The organism is Paracoccus sp. DMF (assembly GCF_004407025.1).
GTDB lineage: Bacteria > Pseudomonadota > Alphaproteobacteria > Rhodobacterales > Rhodobacteraceae > Paracoccus > Paracoccus aminovorans_B.
The window spans coordinates 1-16404 of sequence record NZ_SOKV02000033.1; the positions used below are offsets into that span (position 1 = coordinate 1).

Sequence of the window (16404 nt, forward strand, 5' to 3'; positions counted from 1 at the left end):
TTCTGGCTCTAAAGTTAATGAGTCTGGAGCCTAATCAATTGATTTGCGCAAAGTAGAAAATACGCTGAAAAGTCCGCAGCGCCCTTGGCATTATCCGACGTTGTGGTGACTATCGCGAGACGATAGGCATCGCCAGATGCTGTAGTGATATTTTTTTCTCCCGAGGAATGATGGGTTGCTCACGAAGGCGTTGAAGCCATCTCTTGCGTTCGCGGAGACTTCTGGGAACTCGAGCGGCCAAGCACCCGGTGCAGGCGTCGTCATCACGACGGGCTTCGCGTTCGACGTGCCCGTCCGCTTCAACACCGACACGCTCGACGTCAGCCCTCGACCTCGGACGCCTCGGTTCGATCACCTCGATTCCACTCCTGGAGATCCGCAGATTAAACGACGAGACCGGTTCCTCGCCGCGGTGCTGAAGGAGCTCGCGACATCGACGGCGGTGATCCTCGCCGCTTGAGGTGCGCTCGGCGGGGCGACCAACGCGCTGACCACGAGGATGCGCTTGCGCGACGCGCTGCGGCACGTCCTGCTCGGCGGGTTGATTGCGGCAGGGATGGGCAGCCTTGCCATGGCGCTCGTCACCAGGTGGCTCGGCTTGCCGCCAGAAGCGATCCCGGCCGGGGGCGCTGCAGGTTCGGCAGCTCATCTCGTCGGCGTCTTCGGCCCCGCCTTCGCCCGGCTGCGCGGGAAAAGAAGGGCGACGGCGATGCATGAGCTTCTCCGCTCGCGCGCTTCGTCCGCTGCGCGCCTGCCACGGGCGTAACGCCCTTTCGAACCAGGGCGCGGGCCCCGCCCCCCATCGGCGGGCATTGCGACATGGCGGCTGAAATCCGCCGCTCACGTTGTGATCACAGGCTTGTTCGGGAACTGCGTGCGGCAGGAAATGTTAGCTTGCGACCCTGCATCCGCGCCAACCGAAAGAACCCGACATGCGTCGCATCTTCAAGACGACAACCGCCATCCTGGCCTGCCTCTCGCTGATCGCCCCCGATCTCGTGCTGGCCCAGGACAACCAGGGCCTGGCTCAGGCCGAGATGATCAGGCGCAAGGCCGAGCAGGCCAAGGAGAAACAGCAGCAGCGCCAGAAGGCCGCCGCCCAGCAAAAGCAGCCTGAAAAGCGCCAGCAGCAAAAGCCGGCCGCCCGGAAGCAGCCGGAAAAGCCTGCCGCACAGCAACCCAAGGCTCAGCCCCAGCAGCAGAAGCCGCAGCCGCAGCAAAAGCCGCGGGCAGAGGCGCAGCAGCCCAGACCCGCGCAGGAAAACGCCCGGGCGCAGGACGCCAAGCGGCAGGATCCCGGCCCGAAGGCGGCGCAAAAGCCCGCCCCCGCCAAGGACCGGCAGCAGGCCGCGAAACCAGCCCCGCAGCCCCGGCGCGACGCCCCGGCCGGAATCAGCCGGACGCAAGAGCCCAAGGCCGCGCCCAAGCCGCCCGCGCAGCCGGCCGAAAGGCAGCAACAGGACCGAAAGCCGCAACAGCTCGCCAAGCCGCAGCAGAATGGCAAGCCGCAGCAGGACGGCCAGCCGACCCGCAACGCCGGTAACGGCAATGGTGAAGGCAGGAAGCAGCCTCCGCGCGCCGAGGGCGGGCAGCCGCGGCCGGCGCCGATGGATGCCGACACCCTGCGCGAGAAGATGAGGGAAAGCGACCGCAAGACCCCGCAGCCGCTGGCCCGTGGCCCGGACGGCCAGCCGCCGCGCAATGCGGCGAACGGGGTCAAGGACGGCCAGAACCTGACTGCACCCCGCTCTCCGCAAGAGCTTCGCGAACGGCTGCGGCAGGGGAACGGCGCCGCGCGCCTGCCGGCGCCCGAACGCGGCTTCCGCCCCAACGACCTGGCCCGCCGCGCCGCCGCGCAGGACCACGCGCCGGCCGCCGCCGCACTTGCCGCAATGGCAAGGCGCGACGATGACCGCAAGGACAGCGACCGCAGGCGCGACGATGACGAAACGGTGATCCGGCGCAAGATCGGGCGCGACGACTTCCGCCGCCCGGACCAGGAGTTCCGCACCTCAATCCGCGACGGCAGCCGCGCCCTCTCGCCCGAGGAGACGCGCCGGATCCTGGAACGCCGCGAACGCGAGCTGCGCCGCGAGGAGCAACGCCTCGACCGCCGAGAGCGCGACCTCGACCGCCGCTATTACGACTCCAGGGACGACGATGACGACGACCACGGCAGCGACATCGCCAAGCTGCTGCTGGCGGGCGTCGCGGGTTTCGCGGTCGGCAAGATGATGTCGAACAACCGCCAGGTCGCCTTCAACAGCGGCGACCGCGCGGTGCTGACCCTGCCCGACGGCAGCCAGCAGATCGTGCGCGACGACAACGCGCTGCTGTATCGCCCCGGCTCGGACGTCAGCACCGAGAATTTCGCCGACGGCTCGTCCCGCACCACGGTGCTGCGCGCCGACGGCAGCCGCGTGGTGACGATCCGCGACGCCGACATGAACATCCTGCGCCGCACGCTGATCGGCCCCGACGGGCGCGAGACCCGGCTGATCGGCGACAGCGTGGTGCGGCCGGTCCAGATCTCGACCCTGCCTGCGCCGGCGCCGGTGGAATATGCCAGCCGCCCGCTGGACGAATCGGCGCTGCGCGAGGCGCTGTTGCAGGAAAGCGCGGTCGATCGCCGCTTTACCCTGGGCCAGATCCGCGACATCCCCGAGGTCCGCTCGCTGGTCGCCCCGGTCAACGTGGCCGACGTGACCTTCGACAGCGGCTCGGCCGCCCTGGCCCCCGAGCAGGCCGAGCAACTGGCCACCTTGGGCAGCGTGATCCGCCAATCCATCGACGAAAATCCGAACGAGGTCTATATGATCGAGGGCTATACCGACGCGGTCGGCTCGCCCGCGGCCAATCTCGCGCTGTCGGACCGGCGGGCCGAATCGGTGGCGCTGGCGCTGACAGAATATTACGACATCCCGCCCGAGAACATGGTCGTGCAGGGCTATGGCGAGCAGTTCCTGCTGGTCCCGGGCGAGGGCGACGACCGCGCCAATCGCCGCGTCGCCGTGCGCCGGATCACCGACCTGCTGGAACAGGAATAAGGGCACGGCCGGGCACGGGAACCATCCCGGCCCGGCCCCGTGCCGCAAATGCGCCGTTTCGCAACGCGCGTCCGTGGCCCGTGACAGGGCGTCGAGCGTTCGGGCGGAGTCATGCAAGCCCTTGGGAGGGCTAGACGACTGGACGCCCACGCAAACAGTGTCGGTCCATCCCTCGCGCCGCCACCTGCAAGGTCCGTGCCGCCGTTGGATCGTCAATAACCGAGGGGCAAAGATCAGCCGATTCTGCTGGCCGGACCCACTTCCCGGAGGGGCGCAAGGCTCCTTCAGGTTGCCTGCTGGGGCTCTCTGCCGGTTCGGCGCTTCGCAATCTCGATGAGCAGCCCGAAGGCATCGTAAAGCAGCACGGCGATGCAGCCCGTCAGCACCCCGCCCTGGACGACATAGGCCGGATTGTTCGAGGTCAGCCCGGCAATGATCACCTCGCCCAGGCTGCGCGCCGCGACGGTCGAGCCGATGGTCGCCGTGGACAGCGCAATGATGATCGAGATCCGGATCCCTTCCAGGATCAGGGGCAAGGCAAGGGGCATCTCGACCTGCGCCAGCACCTGGCGCGGCGTCATGCCCATCGCCTTGCCCGAAAGCAGGACCGAGCCGGGCACCGCCCGCAGCCCCGCCAGCGCGTTCTCGAAGATCGGCAGCAGGCCATAGAGGAACAGGGCAAGCACCGTGGGCCGGGCGCCGAAGCCCAGCAAGGGAACCGACAGCGCCAGCACGGCGACCGGCGGGAAGGTCTGGCCGATATTCGCCAGCACCCGGGCCATGGGCAGGAATTCGGCCCCGGCGGGGCGGGTGACGAGGATGGCCAGCGACAGCGCGATCAGGGTCGAGGGGACCATCGCCAGCGCCACCAGCGCCAGATGCGAGGCGGTCAGGCTGGCCAGCGATGCGCGGTCGTAGATCGCCGGCCCGCCCGCGGGCGCGAAGGGGCGCAGCAGCGGCTCGAACAGCGCGGGAAACAGGATCAGCCCGCCCGTCACGCCGATCAGGATGATCCAGCGCAGCGCCGTCATTCCCGGCCCCGCGCCAGGATGTCCTCGCGCGTGACGATGCCAAGCCGTTGCCCCTGCGCATCGGTCACCGGCAACCGGTCGCGCCCGGTCCAGATCATCTCGGCCAGCGCGTCCGACAGCGACGCGGCCACATCGACCGGCTCGCCCTGGGCCTCGCCCGCGCGCGACAGCGAGCCGACCGGATGCAGCGCCAGCAGGCGCAGGGCGCGGCCCGTTTCCCCCACCAGATCGGCCACGAAGGGCGTGGCGGGCGCGCGGATGATCCGGTCCGGGGTGTCGAACTGCTCGAACCGGCCGTGCCGCATCACGGCGATGGCATCGCCCAGATACAGCGCCTCGTTCATGTCATGGGTGACCAGGACGATCGTCGTGCCCAGCTGGCGGCGGATCCGGGCCAGATCGCGCTGCGCCTGGCGCCGGATCAGCGGGTCCAGCGCGCCGAAAGGCTCGTCCATCAGCAGCACATCGGGGCGCGCGGCCAGGGCGCGCGCGACGCCGATCCGCTGCGCCTGCCCGCCCGAAAGCTGATGCGGATAGCGGCCGGCGATTTCGGCCGGGTTAAGCTGCAGCATCTGCAACAGCTCGGTGACGCGGGCCGCGATCCGGGCCCTGGGCCAGCCCAGAAGGGTCGGGACGACGCCGATATTGCGCGCCGCCGTCCAATGCGGAAACAGCCCATAGCCCTGGATGACATAGCCGATGCCCTGACGCAGGGAGGTTTCGGGGATGCGGCTGGCATCTTGGCCGTCGATCAGCACCCGCCCCGATGTGGGTTCGACCAGCCGGTTGATCATCCGCAAGAGCGTCGTCTTGCCCGAACCGGAACTGCCGACGATGGCGGTGAGCGTGCCCTTCGCGAAGCGGGCGGTGACCTCGTCGACCACCGGCCTGCCGCCATAGGTCTTGGTCAGGGCCTGGAGCTCGATCATTGCGGCTGCCCCCCGGAAAGCGCGATCAGCAGGTCCATGACCGAGGATGTCAGGAAGGCCAGCGCCACCGTCGGGATCACGCCCAGAAGGATCAGGTCGGTCGCCGTCTGGCCGATGCCCTGGAAGATGAAGCTGCCGTAGCCGCCCGAGCCGATCAGCGCCCCCACGGTGGCCAGCCCGATATTCTGCACCAGGACGATGCGCGCGGCGGCCAGAATGACCGGCAGGGTCAGTGGCAGGTCGATGGACCACAGCCGCCTGGCCTCGGTCATGCCCATGCCGCGCGCCGCCTCGGTGATCTCGCGCGGCACGGCATCGAGCCCGGCGACGGTATTGGCGACGATGGGCAGCAGCGAATAGAGAAACAGCGCGATCAGCGCCGGCGCCGTGCCGATCCCGCTGATCCCCGCCTCCGCCGCGCCGGGGACATGGGCCGCGACCCAGGCCAGCGGCACGATCAGCATCCCGAACAGCGCGATCGAGGGGATGGTCTGGATCAGCGTCAGCAAGTTCAGCACCGGACCGCGCAAGCCCGGATGGCGCTGGATGGCAAGCCCCGTCGGCAGGCCGACCCCCAGCGCCGCCAGAAACGAGCCGAAGGCCAGGACCAGGTGGTCCGCGGTCGCCTGGTGAAAGGCGTCCGCGCGCAGCCGGAACTCGGCGGCGGCCGAAAGACCGGCCAGCGTGCCCGAGCCAAGCAGCACCGCGACCCCCGCCACCGTGCAGGCCAGCAGCGCCGCCCGTGCCGCCGGGCCGGGCCGCATCCGCGCGACGGCGTCCACCAGCAGCAGCAAAAGCGTCCCGGCGGCCAGCCAGAACCCCGCACCGGGCGAGACCCGCGCCGCAGGCGCCGCCTGCTCCAGCAGCAGCGCCGCCCCGCGCCCCAGCAGAACCACCAGCGCGGCCAATGCGCCGGCAAGCAGCAGCAGCCGCATTCCCGGGCGTCGCAGCAAAAGCAGCGCGACCGCCAGCAGAACGATCCCGGCAAGCAGCGCGCCGGTCAGGGGCCAGCCGATGGCCTCGGCCCAGGTCCGGGGCTGCGGCGGCGCGATCCGGTTGGGACGAAAGCCGAATGCCGTCAGCGCCGGGAACGCCAGCAGCGGCAGGGCCATGACGGCCGACAGCCGGTCGATGCGCGGCACCGGCATCCTCAGTCCAGCAGCCCGGCCTTGGTCAGATAGGCCCGCGCCACCTCGGCGGCGGGCAGGCCCTCGACCTGAACCTGTCCGTTCAACCCTTGCAGGGTTTCAAGGTCCAGCCCCGCGAAAGCCGGTTCCAGCAGTTCGGCGATCTGCGGATATTCGGCCAGAACCTCGGTCCGGACAATAGGTGCGGGCTGATAGACCGGCTGCACGTTCTTGTCGTCCTGCAGCACCGTCAGGCCGGAAAAGGCAAGCGCGCCGTCGGTGCCATAGACCATGGCCGCATTCGCCCCGCTGGTGCCGTTTGCCGCCGCCTGGATCGTGGCGGCCGTGTCCCCGCCCGACAGCACGATCAACTGGTCCGGCGTCAGCGTAAAGCCATAGGCCTTCTGGAAGGCGGGCAGGGCCGGGGCCGAATTGACGAACTCGGCCGAGGCGACCAGCTTGACCTGGCCGCCCCCCGCCACCCATTTCCCGAACTCCGAGAATGTGCCCACGCCCGCCTCTTCGGCCAGATCCGAGCGCAGGGCGACGCCCCAGGTGTTGTTGGCGGGGGCAGGGGCCAGCCAGACGATGCCGTTGGCCTCTTGGTCCAGTTGCTTCGCGGCCTCAAAGCCCGCGCGCGCATCCTGCCAGATCGGCTCGTCGGCGCGGTTGAAGAAGAAGGCGGCGTTGCCGGTATATTCGGGATAGATGTCGATCTCGTCCGCAAGGATCGCCTCGCGAACGATCGGCGTGCCGCCCAGCTGGATGCGGTCGCGCGTCGGGATGCCCGCATGGTCCAGCACCTGAAGGATGATCTGCCCCAGCACCCCGCCCTCGGTATCGATCTTTGACGACACGACGACCTCGGCCTGGGCGGTGCCGAGACCGGCGGCGAAGGCGATGAGCGACAGCAAGACAGGCTTCAGCATTGCATTTCCCTTTTTTGGTTCGTGCCGGCTCTGTATGTGAAGTGAACACGCAGATGGGCCGCATTTCAACGTCGGCATGGCCTTGAGATGGTTGGCTCATTCGGAACATTGCGCCGGCAGGTATTGTTCCACACCCCATGCGCAGGAGTTTCGCCGGTTTTTTTGACCGAGGACACGGGTGTTGTTTGCATTAACCCCCTGACAGTCCTGATCAATGATATGAATCAACGTGTTATGCCCTTTGCTGCCGCGCCTTTGCCCGACGACAGGGCTTCGGCAGCGATATCCAACGGGACCGCGCTGCCATGCTTAACTTCTCCGCTTCCGCCATTTTTCAACGCAATACCGCCGAACTCCAGAAACTTTCGAGGCGCTCGCCGCGGGCTTTCCTTCGCGGCGAAAGGCCGTTAGCCTCGGCAGCGAAGATCACCGAGCGAGGATGGGCAGATGAAAAACACCGGCATGACCCTTGCGGCGAGCCTGCTGTTGCTGGCGGGTTGCGCAAGCCAGGAGGGCGACCGCTATGGCGAGATCATCGCCCGCTCGACCCCGCCCAGCCCGGAGCTGCGGGCGCTGCTGGTAGAGGGGGCGGCGCGGGTGGCCTATGACCCGGCCTCGATCCGCTATGCCGAGATCTCGAATGTCGCGGATTTGGACAATGGCGTGCAAGGCGTCTGCGTCCGCGCCGACAGCAAGAACGTCAAGGGCGTCTATACCGGCGTGCACAGCATCGGCATCCCGTTGCGCGACGGCAAGCCCATCGGCGGAGAGCTGGACCATCCGATCTGCAACCGCAGCGACGTGCCCTGGAACAAGTTTCCGGAACTGGACGCGCTGAACGGCAAATAGGCCGCGCTCAGCCGACCAACTCGCCCGCCAGCGAATTCGGCGCGCTGGCGGTGATGCGCACCCGCAGCAGGTCGCCGACCTGCGCCCGGGGCGCCTCGACGAAGACCGCGTGCAGGTAGTCCGACTTGCCGACCATCTGACCCGGCAACCGACCCGGCTTTTCGAACAGCACGGACAGCTCGCGCCCGACCATGCCCTGCTGCGCGGCCTTCTGCTGGCGGGTCAGCAGCGCCTGCAATTCCTGCAACCGGGCGTCGGCAAGGTCGCTGTCGACCTCGGGCCGCTCATAGGCGGGCGTGCCGGGGCGCGGCGAATATTTGAAGCTGAAGGCGGTGCCGAAATTCACCCGCGCCACCAGGTCCAGCGTGTCTTGGTGGTCCCGGTCGGTCTCGCCCGGGAAGCCGACGATGAAATCCGAGGTCAGCATGATGTCGGGCCGTGCGTCGCGGATGCGGTCGATCAGCCGCAGGTATTCCGCGACCGTATGCTTGCGGTTCATCGCCTTGAGGATGCGGTCGCTGCCCGATTGCACCGGCAGGTGCAGATAGGGCATCAGCTTCGGCTCGTCGCGATGCGCCTCGATCAGGTCGTCGGCCATGTCGTTCGGGTGGCTGGTGGTGTAGCGGATGCGGTCGAGCCCGTCGATTTCCGCCAGGGCGCGGATCAGCCGGCCGAAGCCCCATTCGCCGCCTTGCCCCTCGCCGTGCCAGCCGTTGACGTTCTGGCCCAGAAGCGTGATCTCGCGCACGCCGCGCGATACCAGGTCGCGAGCTTCGGCCAGGATGCGGCTGACGGGGCGCGAGACCTCGGCGCCGCGGGTATAGGGCACCACGCAGAAGGCGCAGAACTTGTCGCAGCCCTCCTGCACGGTCAGGAAGGCGGCGGGCGCGCGCCGGGTTGCGGCGGGCTTCGGCAGGTGCTCGAACTTGTCCTCGGCCGGGAATTCGGTGTCGACGCCGCCGCCGGCGCGGGCCATGGCCGGCAGCCGGTGATAGGCCTGCGGGCCGACGACCAGATCGACGATGGGCATGCGGCGCTGGATCTCGGCGCCTTCGGCCTGGGCCACGCAGCCGGCGACGCCGATCTTCAGGTCGGGGCGCTCGGCCTTCAGGGGCTTCAGCCGGCCCAGGTCGGAATACAGCTTCTCGGCGGCCTTTTCGCGGATGTGGCAGGTGTTCAGCAGCACCATGTCCGCCTCGGCCTGGTTCTCGGTCAGGACATAGCCCTCGGCGCCCATGGCCTCGGCCATGCGCTGGCTGTCATAGACGTTCATCTGGCAGCCGTAGGTCTTGATGAAAAGCTTCTTCGCCGCCGGGGTCTTGGCTTGGTCCGTCATGCCGCGCTGTCCTTGAGGATGCGGCGCTGATACAGCAAGATGCGGGACTTGGAAAGTGCGGGCGCAAGATGACGGACCTGACCAGCATTCCGAATATCGGCCCGGCCACGGCGCAGGCGCTGCGCGAGGCCGGCGTGGCGGATGCCGAGACGCTGCGCGCCATGGGGGCGCATGACGCCTATGCCGCCATGCTGCGCGCCGGGACGCGGCCGCATTTCATCTGGTATTACGTCTTGCACATGTCGTTGCAGGGCCGGCCCTGGAACGACTGCCGCGGGTCCGAGAAGGCCGCGCTGCGCGCGCGCTTCGACGCGCTGGTCAAGGCGATGCGCGGGGGTGGCATGACGCCCATCGAGGCGGCGCTGCGCGAGATCGGGCTGATCGCGCCTCAGTCGCGCAGCTGACGGGCCAGGAAGACGCCGGCGCGGCGCCAGGATTCGTCGTTGTCGCCGCGGAAGTTCAGCTCCTCGTGGGTGATGAGCTTGCCGGCCTCGAGGTCCACCAGGCTGGCAAAGACCTGCAGGATCAGCGTGCTGGCCTTTTGCACCACGATGAACAGCCCGCGATCCGCGCCGCGTTCGCGCATCAGCGTGACCAGGCAATCGGCGGTCTCCTGCGGGCAGGCCTCGGCCACCGCCTCGGCGGGCAGCAGGGTTGCCGACATCTCGGCCGCCAGCACCTCGGCCAGCAGCGCCTGGCGCCGGGCGTGTTCGGCCGTCTGGTCGCGCGCCTCGTGCGAGGTATCGAGCAGTTTCACCGGCGCGATCAGCAGCGCCTCGGCCTGCGCCATCCCGGGCAGCAGCGCCAGTGCCAAGAGCAGTTTCCGCATGAGCCTTTCCCCCTGCCGCCATCCTGCGCCGCGGCGACCGCTGCGGCAAGCCGGACCAAGGTCGCGCCCCATTGAACCGCTGCCGCGGCCCGGCTAGCCTCGGCCCGACGCACGCTTGAGGAGGCCGCGATGAACCAACCGCAAAGCTGGGAAGCCAGGGCCGAGGAATTCTCGCTCTATGGTTTCACCGACATGCCGAGCATCCACCAGCGCGGCACGGTGGTGCTGACGCATGGCGAGGGGCCCTATGTCGTCGATGTCCATGGCCGGCGCTACCTGGATGCCAATTCGGGCCTGTGGAACATGGTCGCGGGCTTTGACCACCGCGGGCTGATCGACGCGGCCAAGGCGCAATACGAGCGGTTCCCCGGCTATCACGCCTTCTTCGGCCGCATGTCCGACCAGACGGTGATGCTGTCCGAAAAACTGGTCGAGGTCTCGCCCTTCGCCAGCGGCAAGGTGTTCTACACCAACTCGGGCTCCGAGGCGAACGACACCATGGTCAAGCTGTTGTGGTTCCTGCACGCCGCCGAGGGCAATCCGCAGAAGCGCAAGATCCTGACGCGCTGGAACGCCTATCACGGCGTTACCGCGGTCTCGGCCAGCATGACCGGCAAGCCCTATAACGAGGTCTTCGGCCTGCCGCTGCCGGGCTTCATCCACCTGACCTGCCCGCATTACTGGCGCTTTGGCGCGCAAGACGAGACCGAGGAGCAGTTCACCGCCCGGCTGGCGCGCGAGCTTGAAGAAGCCATCCAGCGCGAGGGCGCCGACACCATCGCCGGCTTCTTTGCCGAGCCGGTGATGGGCGCGGGCGGGGTCATCCCGCCCTCCAAGGGCTATTTCCAGGCGATCCAGCCGATCCTGAGGAAATACGGCATTCCCCTGATCTCGGACGAGGTGATCTGCGGCTTCGGGCGCACCGGTAACACCTGGGGCTGCCAGACCTATGGCTTTACCCCCGACGCGATCATTTCCTCGAAGAACCTCACCGCGGGGTTCTTTCCGATGGGCGCGGTGATCCTGGGGCCGGAGCTGGCCGGCCGCGTGCAGGCGGCGGTCGAGGCGATCGAGGAATTCCCGCATGGCTTCACCGCCTCGGGCCATCCGGTCGGCTGCGCCATCGCGCTGAAGGCCATCGACGTGGTGATGAACGAGGGCCTGGCCGAGAACGTGAACCGCCTCGCCCCGCGTTTCGAGGCGGGGCTGAAGCGTCTGGCCGAAAAGCCGAACATCGGCGAATATCGCGGCGTGGGCTTCATGTGGGCGCTGGAGGCGGTGCGCGACAAGGCCACGAAAACCCCGTTCGAGGCCGATCTGTCGGTCAGCGAGCGCATCGCCAACACCTGCACCGACCTGGGCCTGATCTGCCGGCCGCTGGGGCAGTCGGTGGTGCTGTGCCCGCCCTTCATCCTGACCGAGGGTCAGATGGACGAGATGTTCGAGAAGCTGGAACAGGCGCTCGACAAGGTCTTTGCCGAGGTCGCCTGACCGCGACAGAGCCGGCATGAAAAAGCGCCCCCGGATCGCTCCGGGGAGCGCCTTGCCAGGATCGCAGGCTTATTTCGGCAATTGCGCCGCCGCCTGCTCGACCGCCTGGGCGATCTGCTTGCACAGCGCGGCCTCGTCGGCGCCCTGGGCCTTGGCGGCATCGGCCAGCGACTGTTCGACGCCCATGGCGCTGACCGTGCCGGCTTTGCCCTTTTCATAGCTGGCCTCGACCGCCGCTTCGTCCTGGGCGGCCGGGAACATCGCCATGATCCTGGTCTGGGTCTCGATGGCGGTGCCGTCGATATGCCCTTCGGTCTGGCAATATTCCAGCACGCCCAGCTGGTTCTTGGCCGCAGCCACCGCCATGTCCGGGCTGGGCGCGGTCTGCGCAACGGCAGCCCCGGCGAAAAGCGCCAGCGCGAGCGTGGGGACGGAAATGCGTTTCATCGGATCAACCTCCTGAATTCGGCCAGCCGCAAGCCGGTGGTCCATTCAGGCCGATGCGCGCGGCCGCCGCAATGCGCAGATTCACCTAGACGGATCGGTTCACCACGGATCGCCGCCGCCCAGCACGGCGCGCGCCATCTGCACCCGCTCGGGGCGCAGCCCGGCGGCCTGGGCGAAATCCAGCACGCGCTGGTCCTGCTCCAGCAGGAAATCCAGCACGAAGACCGGGAATTCCGGCTGCGCCGCCATGGCGCGCAGCCCGGCCGCGTCGCAGCCCGATTGCGCCAGCAGCGCCTGCACCAGGTCCGGGTCGCCCGCCAGATGCGCAAAGCCCCTGTCCGCGATGTCGCGCGCCTCGCCGGGTGTCATGCCTGTGCCGTCCTTGTGCTGGGTCCCGGCATTTTCCTGCCGGCTGGAAAGGATTTGTTAACCATTGTCGCGCAAGATGCTCGGCAGCGCAGCAGGTGTAAAGCGGGCGAAAGCATGGCCGGAAGGATTCTTGTCGTCGACGGCGCGCCGACCAACCGCATCACCATGAAGGTGCGGCTGAGCTCGGCCTGCTACGAGGTGGCGACCGCCGCCTCGGGGCAGGAGGCGCTGCGCATGGCGCGGCTGATCCATCCGCAGATCGTGCTGATCGGCACCGGTCTGCCCGATATCGGCGGCCCGATGCTTTGCGCGGCGCTGCGGGCGCTGCCGCAGGGCGGCGACATGCCAGTGCTGGTGCTGGCGCGGGGCGAGGATCGGGTCGCGGCGCTGCGGGCCGGTGCCTCGGCGCTGATCGACCCGGATGGTGACGAGCTGACGCTGCTTGCCCGCATCCGCGGGCTGATGCGGCACGAGGCTTCCGGGTTCGAGACGGCGGGATTCGAACCCGCGCACGGCATGGCCGAGCCGGCGGCCGCCTTCCTGCACGATCCGCGGCCGCGCGCGGTCTTCGTCGCCGACCAGCCCGCCACGGCGCTGGGCTGGCGCCATGCCCTGCAGGCGCGGGTGGATTTCGCCATCTCGGTCAGCGACCCCGAACGGGCGCTGGCCGAGGCCGCGGCCGGCAAGGTGGCCGAGCTTTACCTGATCGCCGCCGACATCCGCCAATCCGGCGACGGGCTGCGGCTGCTCTCGGAACTGCGCTCGCGCCCGCATTCGCGCGACGCGGGCTTCGTCGTCGCGCTGCGCCCCGAGCGGGCCGAGATGATGCCGGTGGCGCTGGACCTGGGCGCGGGTGACGTGCTGCCCTGGGATCTGGCCGCGCTGCATTTCGCCCCCGAGGCGGCGGTGCGGCTGCAAACGCAGCTCGCCCGCAAGCACGAGGCCGACCGGCGCCGCAACGAGACGCGGCGCAACATGCATTTCGCCATGACCGATCCCTTGACCGGGCTGCACAACCGCCGCTTCGCCCTGCCCCGGCTGTCGGAACTGGCCTTCGAGGCGCAGGAGCGTCAGCGCGACCTGGCCGTGATGCTGCTGGACCTGGACCGCTTCAAGCGGGTGAATGACATCCACGGCCATCCCGCCGGCGACGCGGTGCTGGCCGAGGTCGCCTCGCGCCTGGCCTCGGCCCTGCCCGAGGATGCGGTGCTGGCCCGCATCGGCGGCGAGGAGTTCCTGGCCGTGCTGCCCGATTGCCCGGTCCGCACCGCCCGCCGCGTGGCCGAGGATCTGCGCCAGGCGGTGATGGCGGCGCCGGTGCGCCTGCCCGCCGGTTGCGACAGCGCCGAGCTGGGGGTGACCGTCTCGGTCGGCGTGGCGATCGGCGAGGCCCGCGCGCCGCAGCAGGCCGCCCCCGACCCCGAAAGCCTGCTTGCCAGTGCCGACCGGGCGCTGCTTGCCGCGAAATCCTCGGGGCGCAACCGCATCGTCATCGCGCCGCAGATGATCGCCGCCTGAGCCCGCGCTTGCGGCCTGCGACGTTTCGCCGCGCGGCAAGGCGGACTTTTCATCGGCCCGCCCATGCCCTAGATATGGGCCAAGCACGAGAGGAGCGCGCCCATGCCCCAAGCCGCCGCCGAAACCGCGGACCGTCCGATCAAACAGGCTATGCTGCGCGCCGCGCTGGGGCGCTGTCCCGCCTGCGGTCAGGGCAAGCTCTTCAGCGGCTATCTCAAGGTGAACGGCGCTTGCGCCCATTGCGACGAGGCGCTGCACCACCAGCGCGCCGACGACGGCCCGGCCTATCTGACCATCCTGCTGGTCTCGCATCTGGGCGCGCCGCTGCTGCTGGCGATCTACATGATGTATCGGCCCTCGGCCATGTCGATGCTGATCGGCTTCGGCCTGGGCGCGGTGATCCTGTCGCTGCTCCTGCTGCCGCGCATCAAGGGCGGCTTCGTCGGCTTCCAATGGGCGCGGCGCATGCATGGCTTCGGCGAAGGCGCGACGCACCTCGAGGCCAGCGCGCCGTGAGTGCCGAAACCCCTGCCGAAATCCCGATCCGCGATGCGGCGACGGTGGTGGTGCTGGACCGCCATGCAGCCGCCGGCCCTTCGGTGCTGATGGGCCAGCGCGGCGCCGCGGCGGTGTTCATGCCGTCGAAATACGTCTTTCCGGGTGGCGCGGTGGATGCCGCCGATGCCGCGGCCCGGCTGGGCGCCGGCCTTGCGCCCGAAACCGCCGCCCGGCTGGCCGCCGAGCCGCGCCCCGGCGCGGCCAGCGATCCGCATGCCTTGGCCGCCGCCGCCCTGCGCGAGCTGGCCGAGGAGACCGGGCTCTTGACCGGCCATCCCGGTGCCGCGCCCGAGGGCTGGGACCATTACGCCGGCGCCGGGCTTGCCCCCGATGCCTCGGCGCTGATCTATCTGTTCCGCGCCATCACGCCGCCGGGCCGGCCGCGGCGATTCGATGCCCGCTTCCTGCTGCTGGATGCCGAGCACCTGCATGGCGACCGCCACGACTTTGCCGGCGCCTGCGACGAATTGTCGCATCTGCATTGGGTGCCCCTGGCCGAGGCGCGGGCGCTGGACCTGCCCTTCATCACCGAGGTGGTGCTGGCCGAACTTGCGGGCATCATCGCGCGGGCCGGCGGCGGGCCGCTGCGCGCGCCCGAGTCGGTGCCGTTCTTCGACAACCGCGACGCCAACCCGCGTTTCATGCGGATCGGCTAGCGGCCGCGAAACCGCGGCGCGCGCTTTTCCAGGAAGGCCGAGACGCCTTCCGCGAAATCGGCGGTGCGGGCCATTTCGCCCTGCAACCGCGCCTCGACGCCAAGCTGTGCCGCCATGTCGTTGCCCGCCGAGGCGCGCAGCGCGGCACGGATCGCCATGAAGGCGGCGGTCGGCCCCTCGGCCAGCGTGCGGGCGCGGGCGGCGATGACCGTCTCGAACGCGGCGTCCGGGACGGCCTCCCAGATCAGGCCCCAGTCGGCGGCCGTCGCGGCCGGGATTCGGTCGGCGAACAGCATCATGCCCATGGCCCGCGCCTGGCCCACGGCGCGCGGCACGATATAGGTGCCGCCGGCGTCGGGGATCAGCCCGATGCGGCTGAAGGCCTGCACGAAGCTGGCGCTTTCGCAGGCGATGACCACATCGGCGGCCAATGCCAGGTTTGCCCCCGCCCCCGCCGCGGTGCCGTTCACCGCTGCGATCACCGGCACCGGCGCCTCGCGGATCGCGGCGAGCATCGGTTCGTATTCCTCGCGCAGGATGGTTTCCACGTCGAAGCCGCCGGTGGCATCGGTCAGGTCCTGGCCCGAGCAGAAGGCCCGCCCTGCCCCGGTCAGCACCACGCAGCGGGTGCCCTGCGGCAGGTCGGTCAGCGCCGCCACGATCTCGGCCCGCATTGTGCGGTTCAGCGCGTTCATCACCTCGGGCCGGTCCAGGACCAGCCGGGCGATGCCGTCCTGATGCGTCACGGCGATGGTCTGAAAGCTCATGCGGTCCCCCCTGCTTTTGCCCGCCATCCTGCCCAAGGCGGGCACGGTCGAAAAGCCCGGACCTCGCGTCAGTCGCGCATGATCTGATCGAGCCGGGCCTTTTCCTCGGCGCTGAGCGTCTCGGTGCGCTCCTCGGCCGGGCGGCGCGAGCGGATGAAGCGCCAGCCCGTGAGCAGCGCCAGCAAGGCCATCACCGGCCCGGCGAGATAGAGCAGCCAGTTCACGCCGCGCGCCGGCGGCTGGAACAGGACATATTCGCCGAAACGGTCCACCACCGCCGCGACCGCCGCATCGTCGCTGTCGCCGGCGACCAGCCGCTCGCGCAGATAGAGCCGCAGGTCGCGGCTGATCGGCGCATTCGATTCGTCGATGGTCTCGCCCTGGCAGACCGGGCAGCGCAGCACCTTGGAGATCTCGCGGGCGCGGGCCTCCAGCGCGGGATCGGACAGCACCTCGTCGGGCTGCACGGCCAGGGCCGGCAGGGCGATCAGCAGCGACAGGGCCAGGATCAGCGCGCGCAT

18 protein-coding genes and 1 pseudogene are annotated in these 16404 nt (G+C 69.2%); 9 read left to right on the plus strand and 10 right to left on the minus strand.

Annotation, left to right across the window (positions count from 1 at the left end; all coding sequences use genetic code 11):
• Positions 1–241: 241 nt before the first annotated feature.
• The 3 genes and pseudogenes from E3D03_RS15130 to E3D03_RS15140 all read left to right on the plus strand — a co-directional run.
• Positions 242–419, plus strand: a pseudogene (locus E3D03_RS15130) (DUF2460 domain-containing protein); the annotation flags it as partial.
• 86 nt (positions 420–505) lie between these two features.
• Entirely contained in the window at positions 506–766 is a 261-nt protein-coding gene (locus E3D03_RS15135; protein WP_263567629.1) for a hypothetical protein, read from the plus strand.
• Positions 767–932: 166 nt separating this feature from the next.
• Positions 933–3047 (plus strand): OmpA family protein, encoded by a 2115-nt coding sequence (locus E3D03_RS15140; RefSeq protein WP_263567630.1) that lies wholly within the window; start codon positions 933–935, stop codon positions 3045–3047.
• A gap of 284 nt (positions 3048–3331) precedes the next feature.
• On the opposite strand, the gene E3D03_RS15145 is transcribed toward E3D03_RS15140, so the two are convergent.
• Genes E3D03_RS15145 through E3D03_RS15160 form a run of 4 tightly spaced genes read right to left on the minus strand, consistent with a single transcriptional unit; the run spans position 3332 to position 7063 of the window.
• Positions 3332–4078, minus strand: coding sequence for an ABC transporter permease (locus tag E3D03_RS15145; RefSeq protein WP_263567631.1), 747 nt, complete (start codon positions 4076–4078; stop codon positions 3332–3334).
• Complete coding sequence (locus E3D03_RS15150) at positions 4075–5007, minus strand: ABC transporter ATP-binding protein (protein WP_263567632.1); 933 nt, start codon at positions 5005–5007, stop codon at positions 4075–4077. The genes E3D03_RS15145 and E3D03_RS15150 overlap by 4 nt, the downstream gene beginning before the upstream one ends.
• The gene (locus E3D03_RS15155; RefSeq protein ID WP_263567633.1) at positions 5004–6155 is read right to left on the minus strand and encodes an ABC transporter permease; all 1152 of its coding nucleotides are present in this window, start codon (positions 6153–6155) and stop codon (positions 5004–5006) included. Before E3D03_RS15155 ends, E3D03_RS15150 begins: the two co-directional genes overlap by 4 nt.
• A 2-nt stretch (positions 6156–6157) precedes the next feature.
• The gene (locus tag E3D03_RS15160; protein ID WP_263567634.1) at positions 6158–7063 is read right to left on the minus strand and encodes an ABC transporter substrate-binding protein; all 906 of its coding nucleotides are present in this window, start codon (positions 7061–7063) and stop codon (positions 6158–6160) included.
• 447 nt (positions 7064–7510) lie between these two features.
• Between E3D03_RS15160 and E3D03_RS15165 the strand changes: the two genes are divergently transcribed.
• Positions 7511–7912 (plus strand): hypothetical protein, encoded by a 402-nt coding sequence (locus tag E3D03_RS15165; RefSeq protein ID WP_263567635.1) that lies wholly within the window; start codon positions 7511–7513, stop codon positions 7910–7912.
• A 7-nt stretch (positions 7913–7919) separates the two neighbouring features.
• Here E3D03_RS15165 and miaB read toward each other — a convergent pair whose 3' ends face one another.
• Positions 7920–9248, minus strand: a complete 1329-nt coding sequence (gene miaB, locus E3D03_RS15170) for a tRNA (N6-isopentenyl adenosine(37)-C2)-methylthiotransferase MiaB (protein WP_263567636.1) — start codon at positions 9246–9248, stop codon at positions 7920–7922.
• A 68-nt stretch (positions 9249–9316) separates the two neighbouring features.
• Between miaB and E3D03_RS15175 the strand changes: the two genes are divergently transcribed.
• Positions 9317–9652: a TfoX/Sxy family protein gene (locus E3D03_RS15175; RefSeq protein WP_263567637.1), complete on the plus strand. Its 336-nt coding sequence runs from the start codon at positions 9317–9319 to the stop codon at positions 9650–9652.
• Here E3D03_RS15175 and E3D03_RS15180 read toward each other — a convergent pair.
• On the minus strand, positions 9637–10077 hold the full coding sequence (locus E3D03_RS15180; RefSeq protein ID WP_263567638.1) for a DUF3280 domain-containing protein: 441 nt from the start codon (positions 10075–10077) through the stop codon (positions 9637–9639). The two genes, E3D03_RS15175 and E3D03_RS15180, sit on opposite strands and share 16 nt — an antisense overlap.
• A 129-nt stretch (positions 10078–10206) precedes the next feature.
• Between E3D03_RS15180 and E3D03_RS15185 the strand changes: the two genes are divergently transcribed.
• Positions 10207–11568 carry an aminotransferase gene (locus tag E3D03_RS15185; RefSeq protein WP_263567639.1) on the plus strand — a complete coding sequence of 454 codons (1362 nt, stop codon included), beginning with the start codon at positions 10207–10209 and terminating at the stop codon, positions 11566–11568.
• A gap of 69 nt (positions 11569–11637) precedes the next feature.
• Here the strand turns inward: E3D03_RS15185 and E3D03_RS15190 are convergent, their stop codons facing one another.
• Positions 11638–12015: a pore-forming ESAT-6 family protein gene (locus E3D03_RS15190; protein ID WP_263567640.1), complete on the minus strand. Its 378-nt coding sequence runs from the start codon at positions 12013–12015 to the stop codon at positions 11638–11640.
• A 99-nt stretch (positions 12016–12114) separates the two neighbouring features.
• Positions 12115–12384 carry a DUF3572 domain-containing protein gene (locus E3D03_RS15195; protein WP_263567641.1) on the minus strand — a complete coding sequence of 90 codons (270 nt, stop codon included), beginning with the start codon at positions 12382–12384 and terminating at the stop codon, positions 12115–12117.
• Positions 12385–12498: 114 nt separating this feature from the next.
• Between E3D03_RS15195 and E3D03_RS15200 the strand changes: the two genes are divergently transcribed.
• The 3 genes from E3D03_RS15200 to E3D03_RS15210 all read left to right on the plus strand — a co-directional run bounded on the left by E3D03_RS15200 (position 12499) and on the right by E3D03_RS15210 (position 15116).
• Complete coding sequence (locus E3D03_RS15200; RefSeq protein WP_263567642.1) at positions 12499–13902, plus strand: diguanylate cyclase; 1404 nt, start codon at positions 12499–12501, stop codon at positions 13900–13902.
• Positions 13903–14004: 102 nt separating this feature from the next.
• Positions 14005–14418: a DUF983 domain-containing protein gene (locus E3D03_RS15205; protein ID WP_263567643.1), complete on the plus strand. Its 414-nt coding sequence runs from the start codon at positions 14005–14007 to the stop codon at positions 14416–14418.
• Complete coding sequence (locus E3D03_RS15210) at positions 14415–15116, plus strand: DNA mismatch repair protein MutT (protein ID WP_263567644.1); 702 nt, start codon at positions 14415–14417, stop codon at positions 15114–15116. Before E3D03_RS15205 ends, E3D03_RS15210 begins: the two co-directional genes overlap by 4 nt.
• Here E3D03_RS15210 and E3D03_RS15215 read toward each other — a convergent pair.
• Together E3D03_RS15215 and E3D03_RS15220 are read right to left on the minus strand one after the other, a co-directional pair.
• Positions 15113–15883 carry an enoyl-CoA hydratase-related protein gene (locus tag E3D03_RS15215; RefSeq protein ID WP_263567645.1) on the minus strand — a complete coding sequence of 257 codons (771 nt, stop codon included), beginning with the start codon at positions 15881–15883 and terminating at the stop codon, positions 15113–15115. The two genes, E3D03_RS15210 and E3D03_RS15215, sit on opposite strands and share 4 nt — an antisense overlap.
• Positions 15884–15951: 68 nt before the next feature.
• Positions 15952–16404 carry a cytochrome c-type biogenesis protein gene (locus E3D03_RS15220; RefSeq protein WP_062563200.1) on the minus strand — a complete coding sequence of 151 codons (453 nt, stop codon included), beginning with the start codon at positions 16402–16404 and terminating at the stop codon, positions 15952–15954.

Excerpts from the sequence above, each read along its gene's own strand:
- E3D03_RS15140 (WP_263567630.1), top strand. The coding sequence starts at position 933 with ATGCGTCGCATCTTCAAGACGACAACCGCCATCCTGGCCTGCCTCTCG.
- E3D03_RS15145 (WP_263567631.1), bottom strand. The coding sequence starts at position 4,078 with ATGACGGCGCTGCGCTGGATCATCCTGATCGGCGTGACGGGCGGGCTG.
- E3D03_RS15150 (WP_263567632.1), bottom strand. The coding sequence starts at position 5,007 with ATGATCGAGCTCCAGGCCCTGACCAAGACCTATGGCGGCAGGCCGGTG.
- E3D03_RS15155 (WP_263567633.1), bottom strand. The coding sequence starts at position 6,155 with ATGCCGGTGCCGCGCATCGACCGGCTGTCGGCCGTCATGGCCCTGCCG.
- E3D03_RS15160 (WP_263567634.1), bottom strand. The coding sequence starts at position 7,063 with ATGCTGAAGCCTGTCTTGCTGTCGCTCATCGCCTTCGCCGCCGGTCTC.
- E3D03_RS15165 (WP_263567635.1), top strand. The coding sequence starts at position 7,511 with ATGAAAAACACCGGCATGACCCTTGCGGCGAGCCTGCTGTTGCTGGCG.
- miaB (WP_263567636.1), bottom strand. The coding sequence starts at position 9,248 with ATGACGGACCAAGCCAAGACCCCGGCGGCGAAGAAGCTTTTCATCAAG.
- E3D03_RS15175 (WP_263567637.1), top strand. The coding sequence starts at position 9,317 with ATGACGGACCTGACCAGCATTCCGAATATCGGCCCGGCCACGGCGCAG.
- E3D03_RS15180 (WP_263567638.1), bottom strand. The coding sequence starts at position 10,077 with ATGCGGAAACTGCTCTTGGCACTGGCGCTGCTGCCCGGGATGGCGCAG.
- E3D03_RS15185 (WP_263567639.1), top strand. The coding sequence starts at position 10,207 with ATGAACCAACCGCAAAGCTGGGAAGCCAGGGCCGAGGAATTCTCGCTC.
- E3D03_RS15190 (WP_263567640.1), bottom strand. The coding sequence starts at position 12,015 with ATGAAACGCATTTCCGTCCCCACGCTCGCGCTGGCGCTTTTCGCCGGG.
- E3D03_RS15195 (WP_263567641.1), bottom strand. The coding sequence starts at position 12,384 with ATGACACCCGGCGAGGCGCGCGACATCGCGGACAGGGGCTTTGCGCAT.
- E3D03_RS15200 (WP_263567642.1), top strand. The coding sequence starts at position 12,499 with ATGGCCGGAAGGATTCTTGTCGTCGACGGCGCGCCGACCAACCGCATC.
- E3D03_RS15205 (WP_263567643.1), top strand. The coding sequence starts at position 14,005 with ATGCCCCAAGCCGCCGCCGAAACCGCGGACCGTCCGATCAAACAGGCT.
- E3D03_RS15215 (WP_263567645.1), bottom strand. The coding sequence starts at position 15,883 with ATGAGCTTTCAGACCATCGCCGTGACGCATCAGGACGGCATCGCCCGG.
- E3D03_RS15220 (WP_062563200.1), bottom strand. The coding sequence starts at position 16,404 with ATGCGCGCGCTGATCCTGGCCCTGTCGCTGCTGATCGCCCTGCCGGCC.